Origin of the sequence: Virgibacillus necropolis, from assembly GCF_044793635.1 — a bacterium.
Classification (GTDB): domain Bacteria; phylum Bacillota; class Bacilli; order Bacillales; family Amphibacillaceae; genus Virgibacillus_F; species Virgibacillus_F necropolis_A.
In genome coordinates this window covers 2777312-2795177 of record NZ_CP084992.1, presented here as the reverse complement: position 1 = coordinate 2795177, position 17866 = coordinate 2777312, and the positions used below count along the sequence as shown (strand labels likewise).

Below are 17866 nucleotides of genomic sequence, written 5' to 3'. Positions count from 1 at the left end.
AATCAGCTTTGATCAATTTTTTAAATTTTTTAGCAGTTAAGAAAGTATAAATCCTTTCTTACTGCATAAGTGCAACTAAGGCTTTCGCCATTAAGGCTTGGCGATAAGCCAAGTTTTCTAATTAAACTCCCTGCCTCTATGAATGAAAAAATAAATCATTTTATAATTAAACTATGACTATTTATTCTCATATTTTGCAGAAATAAATCCTAACACAGAACCAAAAATTGCCCCACCAAGAACTTCTAACGGTTGGTGTCCTAAAAGCTCCTTCAAATCCTTTTCCCTTTCTACAAATTCCAAGCTCGGAAAATCTTTAGAGAGCATTACGAAGTTATTTTCCAAATCGTTGACGAGCTTAGCAATTTCACCCGTATGACGCCGGATTCCTTGCGCATCATACATGACAATCACGCCAAATATTGTTGCTAATGCGGTTTCTGTATGGCGCGACCCTTTATGTGCAGCTATGTAGGTTGATAACGCTGAAACACCTGCTGAATGTGAGCTTGGCATCCCACCGGTTGTGGCTACTTGTTTCAGATCCCATTCTCCTGTCACTCGCTTGTGTGTTAGTATCTTCATTCCTTGTGCCAGTCCAATCGCCGATAGTGCCGTCAACACTCCTCTGTTCATCTTCTTCATTACATTTATCCTCCACTCTGAAATCCCTTCAAATCTTTCCTCTCTTATTTTAATACCCGAAACTGATAGTTTTATTCGGTCATTCAACACATTCGATAATGAAGTTTTAGTATGCCACAACTTTTAAAAAGATTGTAAATAAAGACGAAAGACTCTGCCTAAATGACAGAGTCTCTTCTAAATTATTTCTTTTTTAGCATGTACAGAAACCACAGAGTGAAATTAATTAATAAGATGTAGTGGTGTTTACCTAGTGTATCTTAGTCCGTAATATATAAATTCAATTAATCCACATAAGATTCAAGCGTAAATATTTAATCAGTTTGGTAGGGCGCCACCTATATATAGAGGCACTTTATTTACGGAATATGGACAAAAGCCTCTCCAAATTTCCTGTAGGTTTTTTCACTTTTTCTTCTAAACGTTTATTAAAACTATTTTGTGAATGCCATTCTTTTTTCTGTTCGTCACGCATATTTTGTATTTCTTTCTGTAAGAATTCGCTTTTTTCTTTTTCTTGTTGCAGCAATGTTTCATAATGGATATTATGTTGTTTAGTTAATTTATCAATTCTAGCATGCGTTTTTTGCGCTGAATTTCCAATATTAGAGCTTATAACATGATGATCTTGCTGTAGCCTGGAAACCGTTGTTTTAAGCTGAGACATATCGTTTTTCAGTTGGACATTCATTTCACGTGTGGCTGCTAATTCATTGGCTAAGAACATCAAAGATTCTTTTAACTGATTGGGATCGTTGGGTAAATTGTCATATGTATCGGGTATCGTTATCTCTGTTTCATTGAATTCTTCTAATCTTTCTTTTTGTTGAGACACAAGGTATCTAGCTGTATCGTCTAGGGGCTTGTCCGTATCGCGTATCGCTATAAGCGATTCGATGTCCGATCTAACAAAAATACGCCGATCTCCATCTTTAAAAAACTCATATCCGTTTCGCTCTAAGATTTGGCCATACTTTCTAACAGTGGGGGTTGCAATCCCCAATTCTTCTGCCACTTCTTTGGTAGAGAAAGACCGTTCATTCGGTTGTATATCATGTCGCATATCGGATCTCCTTTTCAATTAAATATGATTGTTTTCGATGGATTTACAACGTTATATCGCCTAGCGATACGAACATTCAAACAGTACCTTTCATGAGTAGTTTATTAAGGATGATGCTTGTTTTGATCAAGGTTTTCAATCGCCCTAATCCCCATTTCATCAAGCATAAGCCTGCCCGTATCGCGTACCGCTATAAGCGAATCGATGTCGGATTAAACAACCCAATCACAACCTTTCTCTCTAGGACTTACTCAATTTTTTTAACAGTGGGAGTTATAATCACATTTCCTTGGTAGAGAAAGATCGTTCATTGGGTTGTATATCATATCTTATATCGAATATCCTTATCTATTAAATATGAAGGTTTTTCTATGAATTTGCAAGTCATATCGCCCAGCGATATGAAACACACAAATAGAGCCCATCAGCACGTTTCTTGAGAAATTTGTTCAGGATGAGGATTGTTTTGACTGAGGTTCTTCTTAACCCCTTCCAACTCCCATTTTATGAAGCATAAGACTGTCCGTATCGCGTGCCGATATACACGATTAGATGGGGTTGAACAAAGATACCAAAAGCCGTTTTTCACTCTAAGGTTTAGCCTACTTTATAACAGTGGGGTTACATTCCCCATTTCTTTTGCCTCCTACTTGGAAGAGAAAGCCCGTTAATTCGGTTTTATATCTAGTGGAATATCAAATTTACTTATCTATAAATCTGAAGGCTTTTCGATGAATTTGTAAGTTATATCGCCCGCCGATATGAAATAAAAAAAGAGCCAATCTGCAAGTTTCTTAAGTAATCTATTAAAGATAATGCTTGTTTTGACCAAGGTTCTCAAACTTCCCATCCCCCATTTTATCAAGCATCATCCTACCCGTATCGCGTGCCGATATACACGATTAGATGGGATTGAATAGAGATAACCAATCTAAGGTTTAGTCATAGTTTGAAACAGTGGGTGTTACACTCCCCACTTTTTGCAACCTCCTTTGGAAGAGAAAGACCATTCATTGGATTGTATATCATGCAGCATATCAAATTTCCTTATCTATAAATCATAAGGTGTTTCGATAAATTTGTAAGTTATATCGCCCAGCGATATGAAAGAACAAAAGCGCAAGAACCTTGGTCAGCCCCGACAAGTTTAAGACGAATCTCTTAGTGATGATTTTTATCACAAAGAGATTCGACTTAAACCTCAGGCGGGCTAGGGCGCTTGCGCTAGACAGATAAACGCCGAAGTTTTATACTTTCTTACTTATTAGAAAACTCGGCTAATCGTCAAGCCTTAATGGCGAAAGCCTTAGTTGCACTTATGCAGTAAGAAAGGGTTTATACTTTCTTAACTGCCAAACAAAAAAAGAGCCGATCATCAGCACTTTTCTTGAGGAATCTATTAAGGATAATGCTTGTTTTGACCAAGGTTCTCAACCGATTAAACTCCTATTTTTTCAAGCATAATTCTGTCCGTATCGCTTACCGCTACAAGCGATACGATGTCGAATGAACAAAGAAACCTAATCGTCATCTTTTACCCTAAGATTTAGTCACACCTTCTAACAGTGGGTTACATTCCCCACTCTTCTTTGGTTGCATATCGTGTCGCATATCGAATTTCATTTCTATTAAATATGAAGGTCTTTGATAAATTTATATGTTATATCGCCTAGCGATATGAAACAAAAAAGCTATTTATCTCTCCGTTACTAACCTCTATTAATTGCTGATATTCTTTTATAATATACAATTCTATAGAAAAGATTTTCTAGTTATACAATATGCTTTGATGATCCCTTACACCCTAAATTTTATAGCTAATCCTTTTAAGAAATTCCTAGCGTATTTGTCACCGCATTCTTGGTAATTCTTATGTCCTTCTTTTCTTAATAAAGCACTTAATTCCCCTTTTGTTATCGTGACACCCGCTTCATCTAAAATATCTATTATATCCTCACTAGTTAATGTAAGTGCTATTTTCACTTTTTTTAGCATGACGTTATTAACACTTGAATGATTCTTTATAGAACGATCTGGTTTATTAGGTTGTCCAGGTTTTGGTTCCCGTGGTCCTCTTTTAAAAGTAATCATGCCATTTAAAAATGACTCTAACATACTATTCGTGCATTTTATATGATCTTCAGTTTCTGCTATATCCTCACAGTCATCTTCATCATCTGACTTTGTAAGTATCTTTATTACTTCTTCTTTTGACACGTCAATGCCACCAAGTTTAAAAATTTCTATCATATCTTTATTTTTTATATCCAGGGCATATCTTAATCTCATTAATATATCATTATTATCCATTTATAAACCTCCAATAATATCCAGGTGTTTTTGATTACACCTTAAAACTTCACTTTTACCTTGAATTGGGACGCTTCTACTGTTCCTTCCCATGAACATTCCTTCACTCAACGTTATCGAGCAATGCACGTACTTCATCTGTTGACTCCGTGCTCATCAATTGATTTCTTAATTCACTCGCCCCTCGAAACCCACGGACATATATCTTAAAAAAGCGACGAAGAGGTTTTAATGAACGTGGCTCTAATTCTGTTGAATATTTATCATGGAGGTCAAGCTGCAACCTTAAGAGATCAAGCAATTCCTTACTACTATGATCTTTCGGCTGCTTTTCAAAGGCAAATGGATTATTAAAAATACCACGCCCAATCATAATCCCATCCACACCGTATTGATGAACGAGCTTCAAGCCAGTTTGACGATCAGGGATATCCCCATTGATCGTCAAAAGTGTATCTGGTGCAACCTGGTCACGAAGTTTCTTAATTTCCGGAATTAGTTCCCAATGAGCATCTACTTTGCTCATTTCCTTCTTTGTACGCAGATGAATGGAAAGATTAACAATGTCTTGTTTCAATATGTCTGTTAGCCAGTCGTGCCATTCGTCTACATCAGTGTAACCAAGCCTTGTCTTCACACTTACCGGCAATCCCCCTGCTTTTGCTGCTTGTATCAGATCTGCTGCAACTTCTGGACGACGGATAAGACCGCATCCCTTCCCTTTCGATGCCACATTAGGTACAGGACAGCCCATATTGATATCCACACCCCTAAACCCTTGTTTCGCCATACCAATACTCATTTGTCGAAAGTATTCAGGATTATCCCCCCATATATGGGCTACAATTGGTTGTTCATCCTCTGTAAAAGTCAAACGCCCCCGCACACTATGATTCCCCTCTGGGTGACAATAACTCACCGTGTTTGCAAACTCTGTAAAAAACACATCAGGTCTGGCTGCTTCACTCACTACATGGCGAAATACAACATCCGTCACATCTTCCATTGGTGCCAGTATAAAAAACGGTCGTGGTAAATCACGCCAAAAATTATCTATCATATTCAAATTCAAACCCTCTCATTATGGTATACCAGGTCAAACCCTTATCCCAAAATTAAAAAGCAAAAATATCCCTGCTTCTTTTACACTTATACCTTTTTATAAAACTGATCAGAAATGTTTATTGTTTGGTCACAAAACTCTTTCTATCAATGCAACTGATTCGATATGGTTTGTCTGTGGAAACATATCCACCGGCTGAACTTCCTTCGTACCATATCCGCCATCTTCCAAAATTCTTAAATCCCGGGCTAATGTAGATGGATTACATGACACATAAACAATCCGCTTCGGCTTCATTTCAATCATTGCATTTAGAAGCTCTTCGTCACAACCTTTGCGTGGTGGATCTACTACAATCACATCTGGTTTCAATCCTTGTGCAGTCCACCATGGCATAACCTTCTCAGCTTTCCCTACAACAAATTCTGCGTTTGTAATCCCGTTCAGCTTTGCATTCTTCTTTGCATCGCTTATGGCTTCAGGTACAACCTCTACGCCATACACTTTTTTAGCATTTTGTGCTAAAAATAATGATATGGTTCCGATACCGCAATACGCATCGATTACGACGTCATCATTATCAATTTTTGCATATTCCAAAGCTTTGTCATAAAGCACTTTCGTTTGTGAGGGATTTACTTGATAAAACGACTTCGCTGAGATCGCAAAAGTAATATCGCCAATTTTATCATGAATATATTCGTCGCCCCAGAGTAGATTCGTCTTGTTACCTAAAATAACATTGGTTCGTTTATTATTCACATTATGCATAATCGATTTTATGTGCGGATAAGTTTCCGTTAATTCCTTGATTAGCTCATCTTTATTAGGGAGTTTATCAGTTCGTGTTACGATAACGACCATGATATCCTTTGTTTCTTCACCGGTTCGCACCATAATGTGTCGTAAAACACCTTTATGAGCTTGCTCGTTATACGCCTTAATCACTAAACGATTCGCAATGTCTCTAACCGTTTTCACAACGTCATTTATCACTTCATTATGCGTGACACACGTTTCGGTATTTTCTATGATGTGGTGGCTACGTTTTTGATAAAATCCAGTTATCAATTCACCATTTTTTTCGCCAACTGGAATCTGCACTTTATTTCGGTAATGCAACGGTTCATCCATGCCGAGGATTGGATGTACTGGAACATGCTCAAGATGTGCAACTTTTTTCATTGCATTTTTTACTTGATTCATTTTCATCCCAAGCTGCAGGTTATAGCTCATATGCTGAAGTCCGCATCCATTACAATGTACATGACACACAGGTTCGATTCGCTCAGGGCTAATTTTATTTAATTCAAGCAACTTTCCGAATCCAAAATTTTTGTTTGCCTTAACGACCTTTACCGTTGCTTCTTCACCTGGTAATGCGTTTGGAACAAACAATGGATAGCCATTAATTTTCCCCACACCATTTCCTTCGTGGGTTAAGTCTTCAAATGTTAAATGTATGGTCTCGTTCTTATTTACTGGTACTTGTTGTTTTGCCATGGATACCTTCCTTTACGTGCTTAAATAGTTATCTTCTATTTTACCACAATTGTATTTGAGCATGAAAAAAGACTGCTATAATTAGCAATCTTGTTTTTCAATAAATTTATCTGTTACAAAGAATTCAATGTGTTTATTGAGGTTGGTAAATTCTCCAGGCAATAAGCCCCCGAATTCCCCATCAATGTTTAACTGCATTTTATCTTCTGGTGTCACTTTTACTTTTTTTGCCTGCGTATAGATTACGTTCTTATCATCCAAATGTGCTCCTCGTAGTGCCAGACTTGCGATTCGAATGAATTCTGCAAGGTTTATTTTTTTAAGGATAATTAAGTCAAAATATCCATCATCAAACTTTGCGGATGGTGCTAGTTTTTCAAATCCACCAACAGAGTTCGTGTTCGAAACTAAAAACAACATGATATCCTCGTCAAGAACCTGATCATCATACTCAATCTTAACCCTGGTTGGTTTAAGGGATGGTAGCATTTCAATCCCTTTCATATAGTAAGCAAGCTGTCCGAGCATGGTTTTCAATCTACTAGGAACCTCATACGTAAGTTCTGTTAGTTTTCCTCCGCCAGCAATATTCATGAAATAACGATCATTAACTCGTCCGATATCAAGAAACATTGATTGATCAGCCAAAATAACGTCTACAGCTTTTTTTATATCACGCGGAATACACAATGCACGAGCAAAGTCATTGGTTGTACCGACTGGGATAATGCCAAGTTTCGGTCGATTTTCTTGTTCGGCTAAACCATTGATTACTTCGTTTATAGTTCCATCGCCACCTGCCGCAACCACTAGGTCATAACGTCGTTCAACTGCTGTTTTTGCAGCCTCTATGGCGTCACCTTCACATGTAGTCGCATGGGTAGACGTTTCATATCCTGCTATTTCAAACCGTTCTAATACGGTTGGTAATTCTCTCTTAAATGCCTCTCGGCCTGATGTTGGGTTATATATAATTCGGGCCCGCTTCATGACGTCCCCTCCTTTAACATTGCACTTTCAAATTTAATAGTAAATTTACATTACACATACAAACACTATCATAGTCCTTTTAAATGAATTTGAAAAGACTATTCGTGAAAGTTTTTTGGGATTTTAATTGATTGAATTTGAATAATTATCGATTAATTATAATCGAAAGGGGATCAAAGTATCAACTCTGTTAAGCTACGGAGTAATTTTGAGGTCAGAAAAAAACAAGGCTGCCCTGATTACAATCAAGGCAGCCTCATTCCTATAATTTACCGTTTATTCATTTCGTCTAATAATATTTTATTCACCATTGGTGGGTTTGCTTGACCTTTGGTTTGTTTCATTACTTGTCCAACTAAGAACCCTAATGCACGGTCCTTACCATTTTTAAAGTCGATAATTGATTGCTCATTATCGTCCAGGATTTTCGTAATGATTTCGCGTAATTGTCCTTCATCAGAGATTTGAACAAGTCCTTTGTCTTTAACAATTTGCTCTGGATCTCCGCCTTTATCAACTAATTCAGCGAATACCTTCTTCGCAATCTTAGATGAAATCGTTCCATCCTCGATTAAGCGTATCATTTTCCCAAGTCCTTTTGGAGTTATTGCTAAATCGTGCAATTCTTTTTGATGCTTGTTCATGTATTCAAATACGGCACCCATTAACCAGTTTGACGCTTGTTTTGTATCAGCACCCTGAGCAATTGTTTCTTCGAGGAAGTCTGCCATTTCTTTTGAATTCGTGATGATTGCAGCATCGTATTCCGGCAATTCAAGTTCTTTGATAAACCTCTCTTTTCTCGCGTCAGGAAGCTCAGGAATTTGTTTGCGAATTCTTTCTTTCCATTCATCATTAATCGTAATGTGTACAAGATCTGGTTCCGGGAAATAACGATAGTCGTCTGAACCTTCTTTTATACGCATTAAAATAGTTTCTTTTGTCTTTTCATCATAACGGCGTGTTTCTTGTAAAATTTCCCCGCCCGCCAACAATACTTTTTCTTGTCTTTTTTCTTCAAATTCAAGACCTTTTTGTACAAAGCTAAAGGAGTTCAGGTTTTTCAGCTCGGATTTGACACCGAACTCCTCCTGCCCAATTGGTCGAATGGAAAGGTTCGCATCACATCGTAATGAACCCTCTTCCATTTTACAGTCCGACACACCTGTATATTGGATAATATTCTTCAATTTTTCCAAATAAGCATATGCTTCCTCTGGAGAAGACATTTCAGGTTCAGAAACGATTTCGATTAGTGGTGTACCTTGACGATTAAAGTCAACCAAGGAATACCCATCATCTCCATGTGTTAATTTCCCAGCATCTTCCTCCATGTGCAAGCGTGTAATTCCGATGCGTTTCTTCTTCCCATTAACTTCAATTTCAAGCCAGCCATTTTCTCCGATTGGTTTATCAAATTGGGATATTTGATATGCTTTTGGATTATCTGGGTAGAAGTAGTTCTTCCGGTCAAACTTCGTGTCTGTTGCGATTTCACAATTTAGTGCCATCGCTGCTTTCATAGCAAAGTTAACCGCTTCTTCATTTATTACAGGTAACACTCCTGGATACCCTAAATCAATTGGATTTACATTTGTATTAGCCTCTGCACCAAAATGGTTGGGGCTTGGGCTGAAAATTTTTGATTCTGTTTTTAATTCAACATGAACTTCAAGTCCAATAACTGTTTCAAAATTCATTATTTTGCACCTCCAAGTTGAGGTCGTTTAGTATGAAAATCTGTTGCTTGTTCATATGCATGTGCTGCACGGAAAATTGTTTCTTCATCAAAATGTTTTCCAATAATTTGCAACCCAAGTGGCAATCCATTTTCAGAAAAACCACATGGCACTGAAATACCTGGAATACCTGCTAGGTTGACTGGAATTGTTAAAATATCATTCGTATACATCGTTAATGGATCATCTGTTTTTTCGCCAACTTTAAACGCAGGTGTTGGTGTAGTTGGACCAATAACAACATCATAATTTTCAAACACGCTTGCAAAGTCATTGTTAATCAGCTTACGTACTTTCTGTGCTTTTTTATAATAAGCATCATAGTAGCCGGATGATAGTGCATACGTTCCAAGCATGATCCGACGTTTCACTTCATCGCCAAAACCTTCACTACGGGACATCTTGAACATATCCAACATATTTGTGGCATTTTCAGAACGAACGCCATAGCGAACACCATCAAAGCGCGCAAGGTTTGCGGATGCTTCTGATGACGCAAGTAAGTAGTAGGCTGCGACTGCATATTTCGTATGTGGCAGTGAAACTTCTTCCCATTCTGCTCCAAGTGATTCATATACTTTTAGTGCTTCTAAAATAGAATCTTTAACTTCTTTTGTAACACCTTCAGCTAAGTATTCTTTTGGTACAGCGATTTTTAATCCTTTTACATCTCCAGTAAGAGATTCCGTAAATTTCGGAACGTCATCGTCGGCACTTGTTGAGTCCATTTTGTCATGTCCTGCAATAACTTCCAGCACCCTTGCACTGTCCTCAACTGTTCGTGTTAGAGGTCCAATTTGATCTAGTGATGATGCAAATGCAACAAGACCAAATCGGGAAACACGACCATATGTAGGCTTAAGGCCAACAACACCACAAAATGCTGCCGGTTGGCGAATCGATCCACCTGTATCAGATCCAAGCGAAAATAATACCTCTCCTGCCGCAACTGCAGCTGCTGACCCACCACTGGATCCACCTGGAACATAATCTGTATTCCAAGGATTACGTGTTGCAGCATAGCTTGAGTTTTCGTTTGATGATCCCATCGCAAATTCATCCATGTTTAACTTACCGATATTAACCGCTTTCGCATCGTTTAACTTTTCAACTACTGTAGCGTTATATAAAGGATCATTAAAGTTGTCCAAAAATTGACTTGCGCATGTTGTACGAAGGTCTTTTGTAACAATATTATCCTTCACGCCGACAGGCATACCAAACAATAATTCAGCAACGTCTGGTTTCTCTGAATCAAGTTGTTTAGCTTTTTCAAGCGCTCTTTCCTTATCAAGGGTTAAGAAAGCTTGTACCTTGTCATCTACCTTTTCAATCTGTTGGTACGATTCATTCACAAGGTCTGTGACCGTAATCTCTTTGTTATGTAGTTTTTGCTCAAGTTCTTTTATTGTGTAATCAAATAATGACATGTGTTTCCCTCCTTACTCCATGACAGATGGCACACGAAAATGTCCATCTTTTTTATCTGGGGCATTTTTAAGCGCCTCATCCTGTGTAATCCATTGTTTAGGCTCATCTTTACGTAATACATTTTTATAATCCAAAACGTGGGTTGTAGGTTCAATATGATCGGTATCCAATTCATTAAGGCTTTCCGCATAATCAATGATCTTACTTAATTGCTTCGTGAACTTTTCCGCTTCTTCATCTGTAATCGCAAGCCTTGCCAAATGCGCAACATGCTTTACATCCTCATTTGTAATATCTGCCAATTAAAGCACCTCCATTAAAAAACTCTTACAATACTATAGATAATAGCAGAGTTGTCAGTGTATAAGCAACTAATCAGGGATTTCGTCCAGTCAACAAAAAAAGGCCTGAATAGCTTCCACACTATTTCAGGCAAGTTCATCATATAGTAATAGGGTAAAAAAATTACTGAGTAACTCAAACTAGCTAAAAGATTGAATTACCAATTGAAAGAATGCTTGGTTCAACTTCCATAGCAGTACTATTTGGAGCATCGTATTGTGAGAATAGGAAGCCTCCCACTAATAATGTTCCTAGCGCAAATGAAGCTACTAGCTTTTTCATATTTCATCCCTCCTTTAAAGGTTAATTAATTCCTCATAAGCTAAATTAGCTAACTTGTAATACTTTACAGAATCTTTATACTTAGTTAATCGTTCGTAATGAGCTGCTAACATGTTAGCGTAGACCACGACATTGGCGTAATCCTTGTTCTTTCTCAAATAAGGAATAAACTCATCAATGATCATGCGCTCAAACAACTCATCCTCCTGATTAATAGCATAACTATAAGTATGAACAATATAATAGAACAACTTATATGCATCATCATGTTTGGTTAAATCTAATATTTCAAGCCCAGCCTCAATCATTTCTTTTGTTTTATCGAAATTATAAATTTTATAATATTCCTTTATTAAAGATGTGAGAGCTGCAAGCCTTTCACCAGTATTTACTAGTTCATCATCTACTACCTGATTATAATAATATATTGCCTCTTTCGCTTCACCCTTAGCTGTATATAAATATCCCAAGTTTTGATTGGCTAATTGTATGATTTGCTTATTTTGATTTAATTCTCCCAAATGTTTTGCGAGATTCTGATTCTTAATAGCTTTATCATACATTCCAATACGTCTATAGCATATTCCTAATACGATATGGCACTGTGCGCAGCGAATAAAATTGTATTGCATTTGAAAAGTATCAATTGCTTTATTTGCGTATTCTATTGACTCTAACGTGTTTCTTAGTTTGCTATGTGTTATGGCAATTGTATACTGCAAATCTGCTACATATTCATCAGCAATTTTAATTTGATTAAGTTTTTCTTCGGCAAGTTTATACATTCTCATTGCCTGATTAAACTCGCCACCTAAAGAACTGTAATTACCTTTAAATTTATACCAATAAAACTGATGTAAATTATCAAATGTGCTGGAAACTTCATTCATTCGATTAATCTGTTCTAATGCTTTCTCAAATTCATGAAGTATTAGATAATAACGAATTCTATGAATCTCAAATAATATTAAGTTATCAGAATGAATTTTACTAAGTAAGCTTTCGAGTTCCTCATACTTTTCAGTTATTATCTTTCTGTCATTCGTTTCAAACAACAGATCATACCACTCTTGGCACTTCTCTTTGATTGTAATCTCTTTATCATCATCTCGTTGTACACCAAGTCTTGTACACAATAGACTGATTACCTCAGGACTGGCTTCTGTCTTCTGGTTTTCAATCTTTGACAAGTATGACATGGAAACAATACCCTCTGCTAATTCCTCTTGTGTCATCCCTTGTTTGATTCGTTGTAATTTAATAAAGGGTCCAGTCTCCATCTATATACCCACCTTTTTGATATACTCGGATGAACTACCTTGTAAAATTGGTATATTTATATAATAACACAATTTCAGATAATTCATATTGGGAAAGTCGAGGGGTTAAAACACCTATTAACCACATAAAAACTTTCCTACTTTCCTAAATGTACGACAAAAAACCCCTTTCTGCAAAGTTTTTTGCAGGAAAGAGGTTTTTTGTCGTATTAGGTCTTTTGTATTAGAACATTTCTGAAGTAGTTTTACCTTGCATATGGTGGATTAGGTAATCTGGTCCACCTGCTTTTGAATCTGTTCCTGACATTTTGAACCCACCAAATGGTTGGTATCCAACGATTGCCGCTGTACATCCACGGTTGAAGTATAGGTTACCAACATGGAAGTCTTGACGTGCTTGTTCTTGATGTGCTCGGTTATTTGTAATAACAGCACCTGTTAAACCATAATCTGTGTTGTTTGCAATTTCAATAGCTTGATCGAAGTCTTTAGCTTTTGATAATCCAACAACAGGTCCGAAGATTTCTTCTTGCATGATACGTGCTTCTGGATTTAAGTCAGCGAATACAGTTGGGTTTACAAACCAACCTTTGCTGTCATCTCCCGTGCCACCTGCAAGTAATTTTCCTTCATCTTTACCAATTTCAATATAATTCATAATTTTATCGTATGCTGCTTGATCAATAACTGGCCCCATAAAGTGAGAGTTATCAGATGGATCTCCAGCACTTAATTCTTTCGTTAGTTCAGCTACACGATCCGCTACTTGATCATATACATCTTCATGAACGATTGCGCGTGAACATGCAGAACATTTTTGACCTGAGAATCCGAATGCAGATTGAACAATAGACTGTGCTGCAAGCTCTAGGTCTGCTTCATTATCAACTACAATGGTATCTTTACCACCCATTTCAATAATGGTACGTTTTAGCCAGTTTTGACCTTCTTGTACTTTTGCTGCACGTTCAAAAATTCGTGTACCAACGTCACGTGAACCTGTGAAGCTAACAAAACGAGTGCGTGGGTGATCTACTAGATAATCCCCAACTTCACTACCAGGTCCTGGAATGTAGTTGATTACGCCATCCGGAAGACCGGCTTCTTCAAGTACTTCCATAAATTTATATGCAATTACAGGTGTTGAGCTTGCAGGTTTAAGTAATACAGTGTTACCTGAAACCATTGCTGCAGATGTTGTACCTGCCATAATTGCGAATAAGAAGTTCCATGGTGAGATAACAACACCAACACCTAATGGAATATAGCTATATTGATTATATTCGATTGGGCGACTATTAATTTTTACTCCGTCTTTGAATTCAAGCATCTGACGTCCATAATATTCTAAGAAGTCAATTGCTTCTGCAGTATCAGCATCTGCTTCTTTCCATGGTTTTCCGCCTTCTTTTACAAGGTGTGCGGTAAATTCAAATTTACGACGGCGTATAATTGCCGCTGCACGGAATAAAATGTCAGCACGCATTTCAGGGGCTGATTTTCTCCAAGACTCAAATTTGCTGTCAGCAACTTTCATTGCCTTTTCAGCTAACTCTTTATTGGCCTTTGATACATAACCAATTACTTCATCTTTTTTAGAAGGGTTAACAGAAACAATTTTATCATCTGTTGTAACACGTTCCCCACCTATAATAAGTGGATATTCTCCACCAAGATCAGCTTCTACCTTTTTGATAGCCTCTAGCATTAATTGCTGATTTTCTTCTACTGTGAAATCTGTAAAAGGTTCGTGTTTGTACGGTACTACCATGAAAAAAACCTCCTTAAGAAATTAATCGAATTACTCCATTGTTTGCATGATTGCGTTTTCATTTTAAAATGATGGAAGGAGCATCTCCATCCATCATTTTAACCGAATTAAATTAACAGTTCAATGAATCTATCTTTTTTATTATTTATTTATCCATTAATCGCGTTTATTGCTAGTTAAAAATATGAACAGTAGGGTTCTTTGCGCCTGCATCTCTATAGATTGTGCTTTCCATATTTTTAATTGACGTCACATTGATTTCAAGGTCAAAGTAATCAGGAAACATTTCTTTCACAAGTCCATAGGCATATTGTGTAAACCCTATAACCTCTCCTTTTCCATAAAACTCTATAGGAACTTCTAGTGTTAGCTTCTTAAGCTCTCCATCAATATAAAAGCCTTCCCCTATCACACCAACATAGTTTGGGAAAAATTGCGCAACCTCATTGGTGAAGTCGGAAACTAACTGTGAATCATCATAATATTTCTCTGTGGCTTCATCAGATGGGAACAAAATATAGTCTTCTTTTATAGAATCCCATTCACCAATTGACATATCGCCACCTTGCACTCCAGTCTTTACAACAAAGTTCCCTGGAACCGGGGATCCTTGAGACTCTTCGCGATATAAAGCAAACATGATTGGTATATTCCCTAGACCTTCTATCTTACGTATTCGTTCAAGAATCGTCTGCGCCATTTGCTTTCCTTGTTTAAGCATTACTTCTTTAGAGATTTTCTCATAGTAATATGGACCGCCAGTCTCTGTTTGAAAACGATATTCTGATTTCAACGCTAATCCTATGGATATACCAGCTAATTCAACCGAGTTGTCTTTATTCTTTTTCAAGAAATTTTGTTCTAGGATATGTGATAAATATCTTGGGTTATTTCGATAATCCTTTTCCGTCGGGTTATTTTTTAGTTTGGGATTTAGTCCTTTGGTTTCTTCTTCTATTACATTTTCCTTTATATTCTTAATGATCTCTTCGTTAACAGGTTTATCAAGATCCTTACGTTCCTCTACTCTTTCGTTCACTATTTCTTCAATCTGTTTATCTGTTAAATCTTCTTCAAGCCATTTAAGAAGTAAATCCTTCGATAGATTCTGGCCTGCTTGGAAATAATACTTACTTGGGTCAAAGTATTCCTTTGAATGACGTCTGAGTCCTTCTTCCATTTCGTCGATGTCTAACCGGTTGCCCATCTGACTGACGATAAGCCCTCGTGCAGCGCTTGGCTCATACGGAAGTACCATTTTATAATTTTCTTTTGATACCTGGTAGCTAGGAACGATGGACGTTTCTTGATCGGCCTTCTCATCTTCCTTTTTCACTACTTCATCTTCATTCATATTTGGTGAACAGCTCGTCATGAAAAGAAGTGCGCCCATAAACCAAATAGCTATTTTTTTCACATTCTCCACTCCTTAATTACCTAAGACTTCACTAAGCTGTTGTTCGTTCCATATTGTTACACCTAACTTTTGAGCCTTGTCCAGCTTTGATCCAGCATCTTCACCAGCTATCAGATAATCCGTTTTCTTGCTGACACTACCGGTAACAGAACCGCCCAATTTCTCGATAGCAGATTTTGCCTCGGAACGGGTGAAGGTTTCCATCTTTCCAGTTAACACAACTGTTTTACCAGAAAAGATTGTGTCCTGTACTATATCTTGCTGTTTTGGACCATTATATGTCATGTTCACATTAAGCTCGTTAAGCTCTTTTATAAGATCTGCTACTTCTTCTTCTGAAAAATACTGTGCAATCGAATCAGCCATTTTTTCGCCGATTTCATCGATGCTAATAAGCTCTTCATAGGATGCATGTTGTAATTTTTCCATCGTTTCAAAATTAGCTGCCAATGTTTTTGCAGCCTTTGCACCCACAAATCGAACGCCAAGACCAAAAAGCAGCTTCTCTAGTGAGTTATCCTTGGATTTTTCAATAGCTTGAAGAAGGTTATCAACTGACTTCTCACCCATTCGTTCAAGGTGCAGTAAATCTTCACGTTTCAATCGATATAAATCAGCTATGGTCTGAATCAGCTTTTCTTGGAAAAGCTGAATGATTACCTTTTCTCCTAATCCATCAATATTCATCGCATTACGTGATACAAAATGAATTAAGCCTTCCTTTAATTGTGCGGGACAGCTTGGATTAATGCAACGTAACGCAACTTCTTCCTCTAAACGAACAAGTTCACTATCGCAGGCAGGACAAGTTTCAGGCATGTGAAAATCTTTTTCCTTACCGGTTCGCTTTTCTTCCATCACACGAACAACCTCTGGAATGATATCCCCTGCTTTCTTAATAACCACCGTATCGCCAAGTTTTATATCCTTTGCACGGATCAAATCTTCGTTATGCAGCGAAGCGCGTTTTACAGTTGTACCCGCCACTTGAACGGCTTCTAGTATTGCAGTCGGGGTGATTACACCAGTTCGCCCAACACTTAATTCAATATCGTGAAGTGTCGTAATTACTTCCTCCGCTGGGAATTTATAAGCTATCGCCCACCGTGGACTTTTGGCAGTGAATCCAAGTTCTTCTTGTTGATCGAGATTGTCCACTTTAATGACAATCCCATCAATTTCATAACTTAGATTTGGACGTTCTTTTTCCCAAAACGTTACATAATCGATTACTTCTTCAATGGTTTCGCACTTTTTCCACTCAGGATTCGTTTTGAAGCCGAGATCTTTCATATACGCTAAACGTTCACTATGTGCAGAAAGAGCATCTGCTTCCCATTCTCCTACACCATATAAAAATACATCCAGATTTCTTTTTGCTGCTATTTTCGGATCTAATTGACGTAACGAACCAGCTGCAGCATTTCTAGGGTTCGCGAAGGGTTCTTCTTCATTTTCCTCACGCCTTTTATTTAATGCCAAAAAGGATTTATGTGGCATAAACGCTTCACCACGAATCTCAATGGTTTCTTTTTCCCTAATGGTTAATGGAATGCTTTTAATTGTACGTAAGTTACTGGTTATGTCTTCTCCTGTCGTACCATCGCCACGTGTTGCACCACGTACGAATTTCCCGTTCTTGTAGGTTAAGGAAACTGCCAAGCCATCAATTTTTAATTCACAAACAAATGATAGCTTTGTATCTGTTCCACCTGCAGCACGACGTTTAAAGTCACGAAGATCTTCTTCATTAAAGGCATTGCCCAGGCTTAACATCGGTACGTTGTGTTGCACTTTTCGGAATGCATCAAGTGGTTCCCCACCGACACGTTGCGTTGGAGATTCAGGTGTAACCAGTTCAGGAAATTCCTCTTCTAAATCACGGAGTTCCTGCATTTTTTGGTCATACTCTGCATCTGGAACACTTGGTTTATCCAACACATGGTACTCATAGTTATATTGATTTAGCAATTCGCTTAATGAAGCGATTTTTTCTTGTGCTTGTTGTTTATCCATTATTCGGGGCGCCT

General features: G+C 37.6%; 14 protein-coding genes. All 14 read right to left on the bottom strand.

The window, feature by feature from the left end:
- Window positions 1–177 precede the first annotated feature (177 nt).
- Entirely contained in the window at window positions 178–645 is a 468-nt protein-coding gene (locus LG329_RS13535; protein ID WP_404451347.1) for a divergent PAP2 family protein, read from the bottom strand.
- Between the two features lie 355 nt (window positions 646–1000).
- Window positions 1001–1708, bottom strand: a complete 708-nt coding sequence (locus LG329_RS13530) for a hypothetical protein (RefSeq protein ID WP_404451345.1) — start codon at window positions 1706–1708, stop codon at window positions 1001–1003.
- 1797 nt (window positions 1709–3505) lie between these two features.
- The gene (locus LG329_RS13525; RefSeq protein WP_404451344.1) at window positions 3506–4018 is read right to left on the bottom strand and encodes a DUF1456 family protein; all 513 of its coding nucleotides are present in this window, start codon (window positions 4016–4018) and stop codon (window positions 3506–3508) included.
- Window positions 4019–4121: 103 nt separating this feature from the next.
- Window positions 4122–5078 (bottom strand): tRNA dihydrouridine synthase, encoded by a 957-nt coding sequence (locus tag LG329_RS13520; protein ID WP_404456671.1) that lies wholly within the window; start codon window positions 5076–5078, stop codon window positions 4122–4124.
- 132 nt (window positions 5079–5210) lie between these two features.
- Entirely contained in the window at window positions 5211–6584 is a 1374-nt protein-coding gene (gene rlmD / locus LG329_RS13515) for a 23S rRNA (uracil(1939)-C(5))-methyltransferase RlmD (protein ID WP_404451343.1), read from the bottom strand.
- Window positions 6585–6665: 81 nt separating this feature from the next.
- Window positions 6666–7574 carry a diacylglycerol kinase gene (locus LG329_RS13510; protein ID WP_404451342.1) on the bottom strand — a complete coding sequence of 303 codons (909 nt, stop codon included), beginning with the start codon at window positions 7572–7574 and terminating at the stop codon, window positions 6666–6668.
- A 269-nt stretch (window positions 7575–7843) separates the two neighbouring features.
- Window positions 7844–9274 (bottom strand): Asp-tRNA(Asn)/Glu-tRNA(Gln) amidotransferase subunit GatB, encoded by a 1431-nt coding sequence (gene gatB, locus LG329_RS13505; protein WP_404451341.1) that lies wholly within the window; start codon window positions 9272–9274, stop codon window positions 7844–7846.
- Window positions 9274–10743, bottom strand: coding sequence for an Asp-tRNA(Asn)/Glu-tRNA(Gln) amidotransferase subunit GatA (gatA, locus tag LG329_RS13500; RefSeq protein WP_404451340.1), 1470 nt, complete (start codon window positions 10741–10743; stop codon window positions 9274–9276). Before gatA ends, gatB begins: the two co-directional genes overlap by 1 nt.
- Window positions 10744–10755: 12 nt before the next feature.
- Window positions 10756–11046 carry an Asp-tRNA(Asn)/Glu-tRNA(Gln) amidotransferase subunit GatC gene (gene gatC, locus LG329_RS13495; protein ID WP_404451339.1) on the bottom strand — a complete coding sequence of 97 codons (291 nt, stop codon included), beginning with the start codon at window positions 11044–11046 and terminating at the stop codon, window positions 10756–10758.
- 184 nt (window positions 11047–11230) lie between these two features.
- Window positions 11231–11368: a hypothetical protein gene (locus LG329_RS13490; RefSeq protein ID WP_404451338.1), complete on the bottom strand. Its 138-nt coding sequence runs from the start codon at window positions 11366–11368 to the stop codon at window positions 11231–11233.
- Between the two features lie 14 nt (window positions 11369–11382).
- Window positions 11383–12648, bottom strand: coding sequence for a helix-turn-helix domain-containing protein (locus tag LG329_RS13485; protein WP_404451337.1), 1266 nt, complete (start codon window positions 12646–12648; stop codon window positions 11383–11385).
- Window positions 12649–12871: 223 nt separating this feature from the next.
- The gene (pruA, locus tag LG329_RS13480) at window positions 12872–14419 is read right to left on the bottom strand and encodes an L-glutamate gamma-semialdehyde dehydrogenase (RefSeq protein ID WP_404451336.1); all 1548 of its coding nucleotides are present in this window, start codon (window positions 14417–14419) and stop codon (window positions 12872–12874) included.
- A 172-nt stretch (window positions 14420–14591) separates the two neighbouring features.
- Window positions 14592–15836 carry a CamS family sex pheromone protein gene (locus LG329_RS13475; RefSeq protein ID WP_404451334.1) on the bottom strand — a complete coding sequence of 415 codons (1245 nt, stop codon included), beginning with the start codon at window positions 15834–15836 and terminating at the stop codon, window positions 14592–14594.
- A 12-nt stretch (window positions 15837–15848) separates the two neighbouring features.
- On the bottom strand, window positions 15849–17852 hold the full coding sequence (ligA, locus tag LG329_RS13470; RefSeq protein ID WP_404451333.1) for an NAD-dependent DNA ligase LigA: 2004 nt from the start codon (window positions 17850–17852) through the stop codon (window positions 15849–15851).
- Window positions 17853–17866 lie beyond the last annotated feature (14 nt).

Excerpts from the sequence above, each read along its gene's own strand:
- LG329_RS13535 (WP_404451347.1), bottom strand. The coding sequence starts at position 645 with ATGAAGAAGATGAACAGAGGAGTGTTGACGGCACTATCGGCGATTGGA.
- LG329_RS13530 (WP_404451345.1), bottom strand. The coding sequence starts at position 1,708 with ATGCGACATGATATACAACCGAATGAACGGTCTTTCTCTACCAAAGAA.
- LG329_RS13525 (WP_404451344.1), bottom strand. The coding sequence starts at position 4,018 with ATGGATAATAATGATATATTAATGAGATTAAGATATGCCCTGGATATA.
- LG329_RS13520 (WP_404456671.1), bottom strand. The coding sequence starts at position 5,078 with ATGATAGATAATTTTTGGCGTGATTTACCACGACCGTTTTTTATACTG.
- rlmD (WP_404451343.1), bottom strand. The coding sequence starts at position 6,584 with ATGGCAAAACAACAAGTACCAGTAAATAAGAACGAGACCATACATTTA.
- LG329_RS13510 (WP_404451342.1), bottom strand. The coding sequence starts at position 7,574 with ATGAAGCGGGCCCGAATTATATATAACCCAACATCAGGCCGAGAGGCA.
- gatB (WP_404451341.1), bottom strand. The coding sequence starts at position 9,274 with ATGAATTTTGAAACAGTTATTGGACTTGAAGTTCATGTTGAATTAAAA.
- gatA (WP_404451340.1), bottom strand. The coding sequence starts at position 10,743 with ATGTCATTATTTGATTACACAATAAAAGAACTTGAGCAAAAACTACAT.
- LG329_RS13490 (WP_404451338.1), bottom strand. The coding sequence starts at position 11,368 with ATGAAAAAGCTAGTAGCTTCATTTGCGCTAGGAACATTATTAGTGGGA.
- LG329_RS13485 (WP_404451337.1), bottom strand. The coding sequence starts at position 12,648 with ATGGAGACTGGACCCTTTATTAAATTACAACGAATCAAACAAGGGATG.
- pruA (WP_404451336.1), bottom strand. The coding sequence starts at position 14,419 with ATGGTAGTACCGTACAAACACGAACCTTTTACAGATTTCACAGTAGAA.
- ligA (WP_404451333.1), bottom strand. The coding sequence starts at position 17,852 with ATGGATAAACAACAAGCACAAGAAAAAATCGCTTCATTAAGCGAATTG.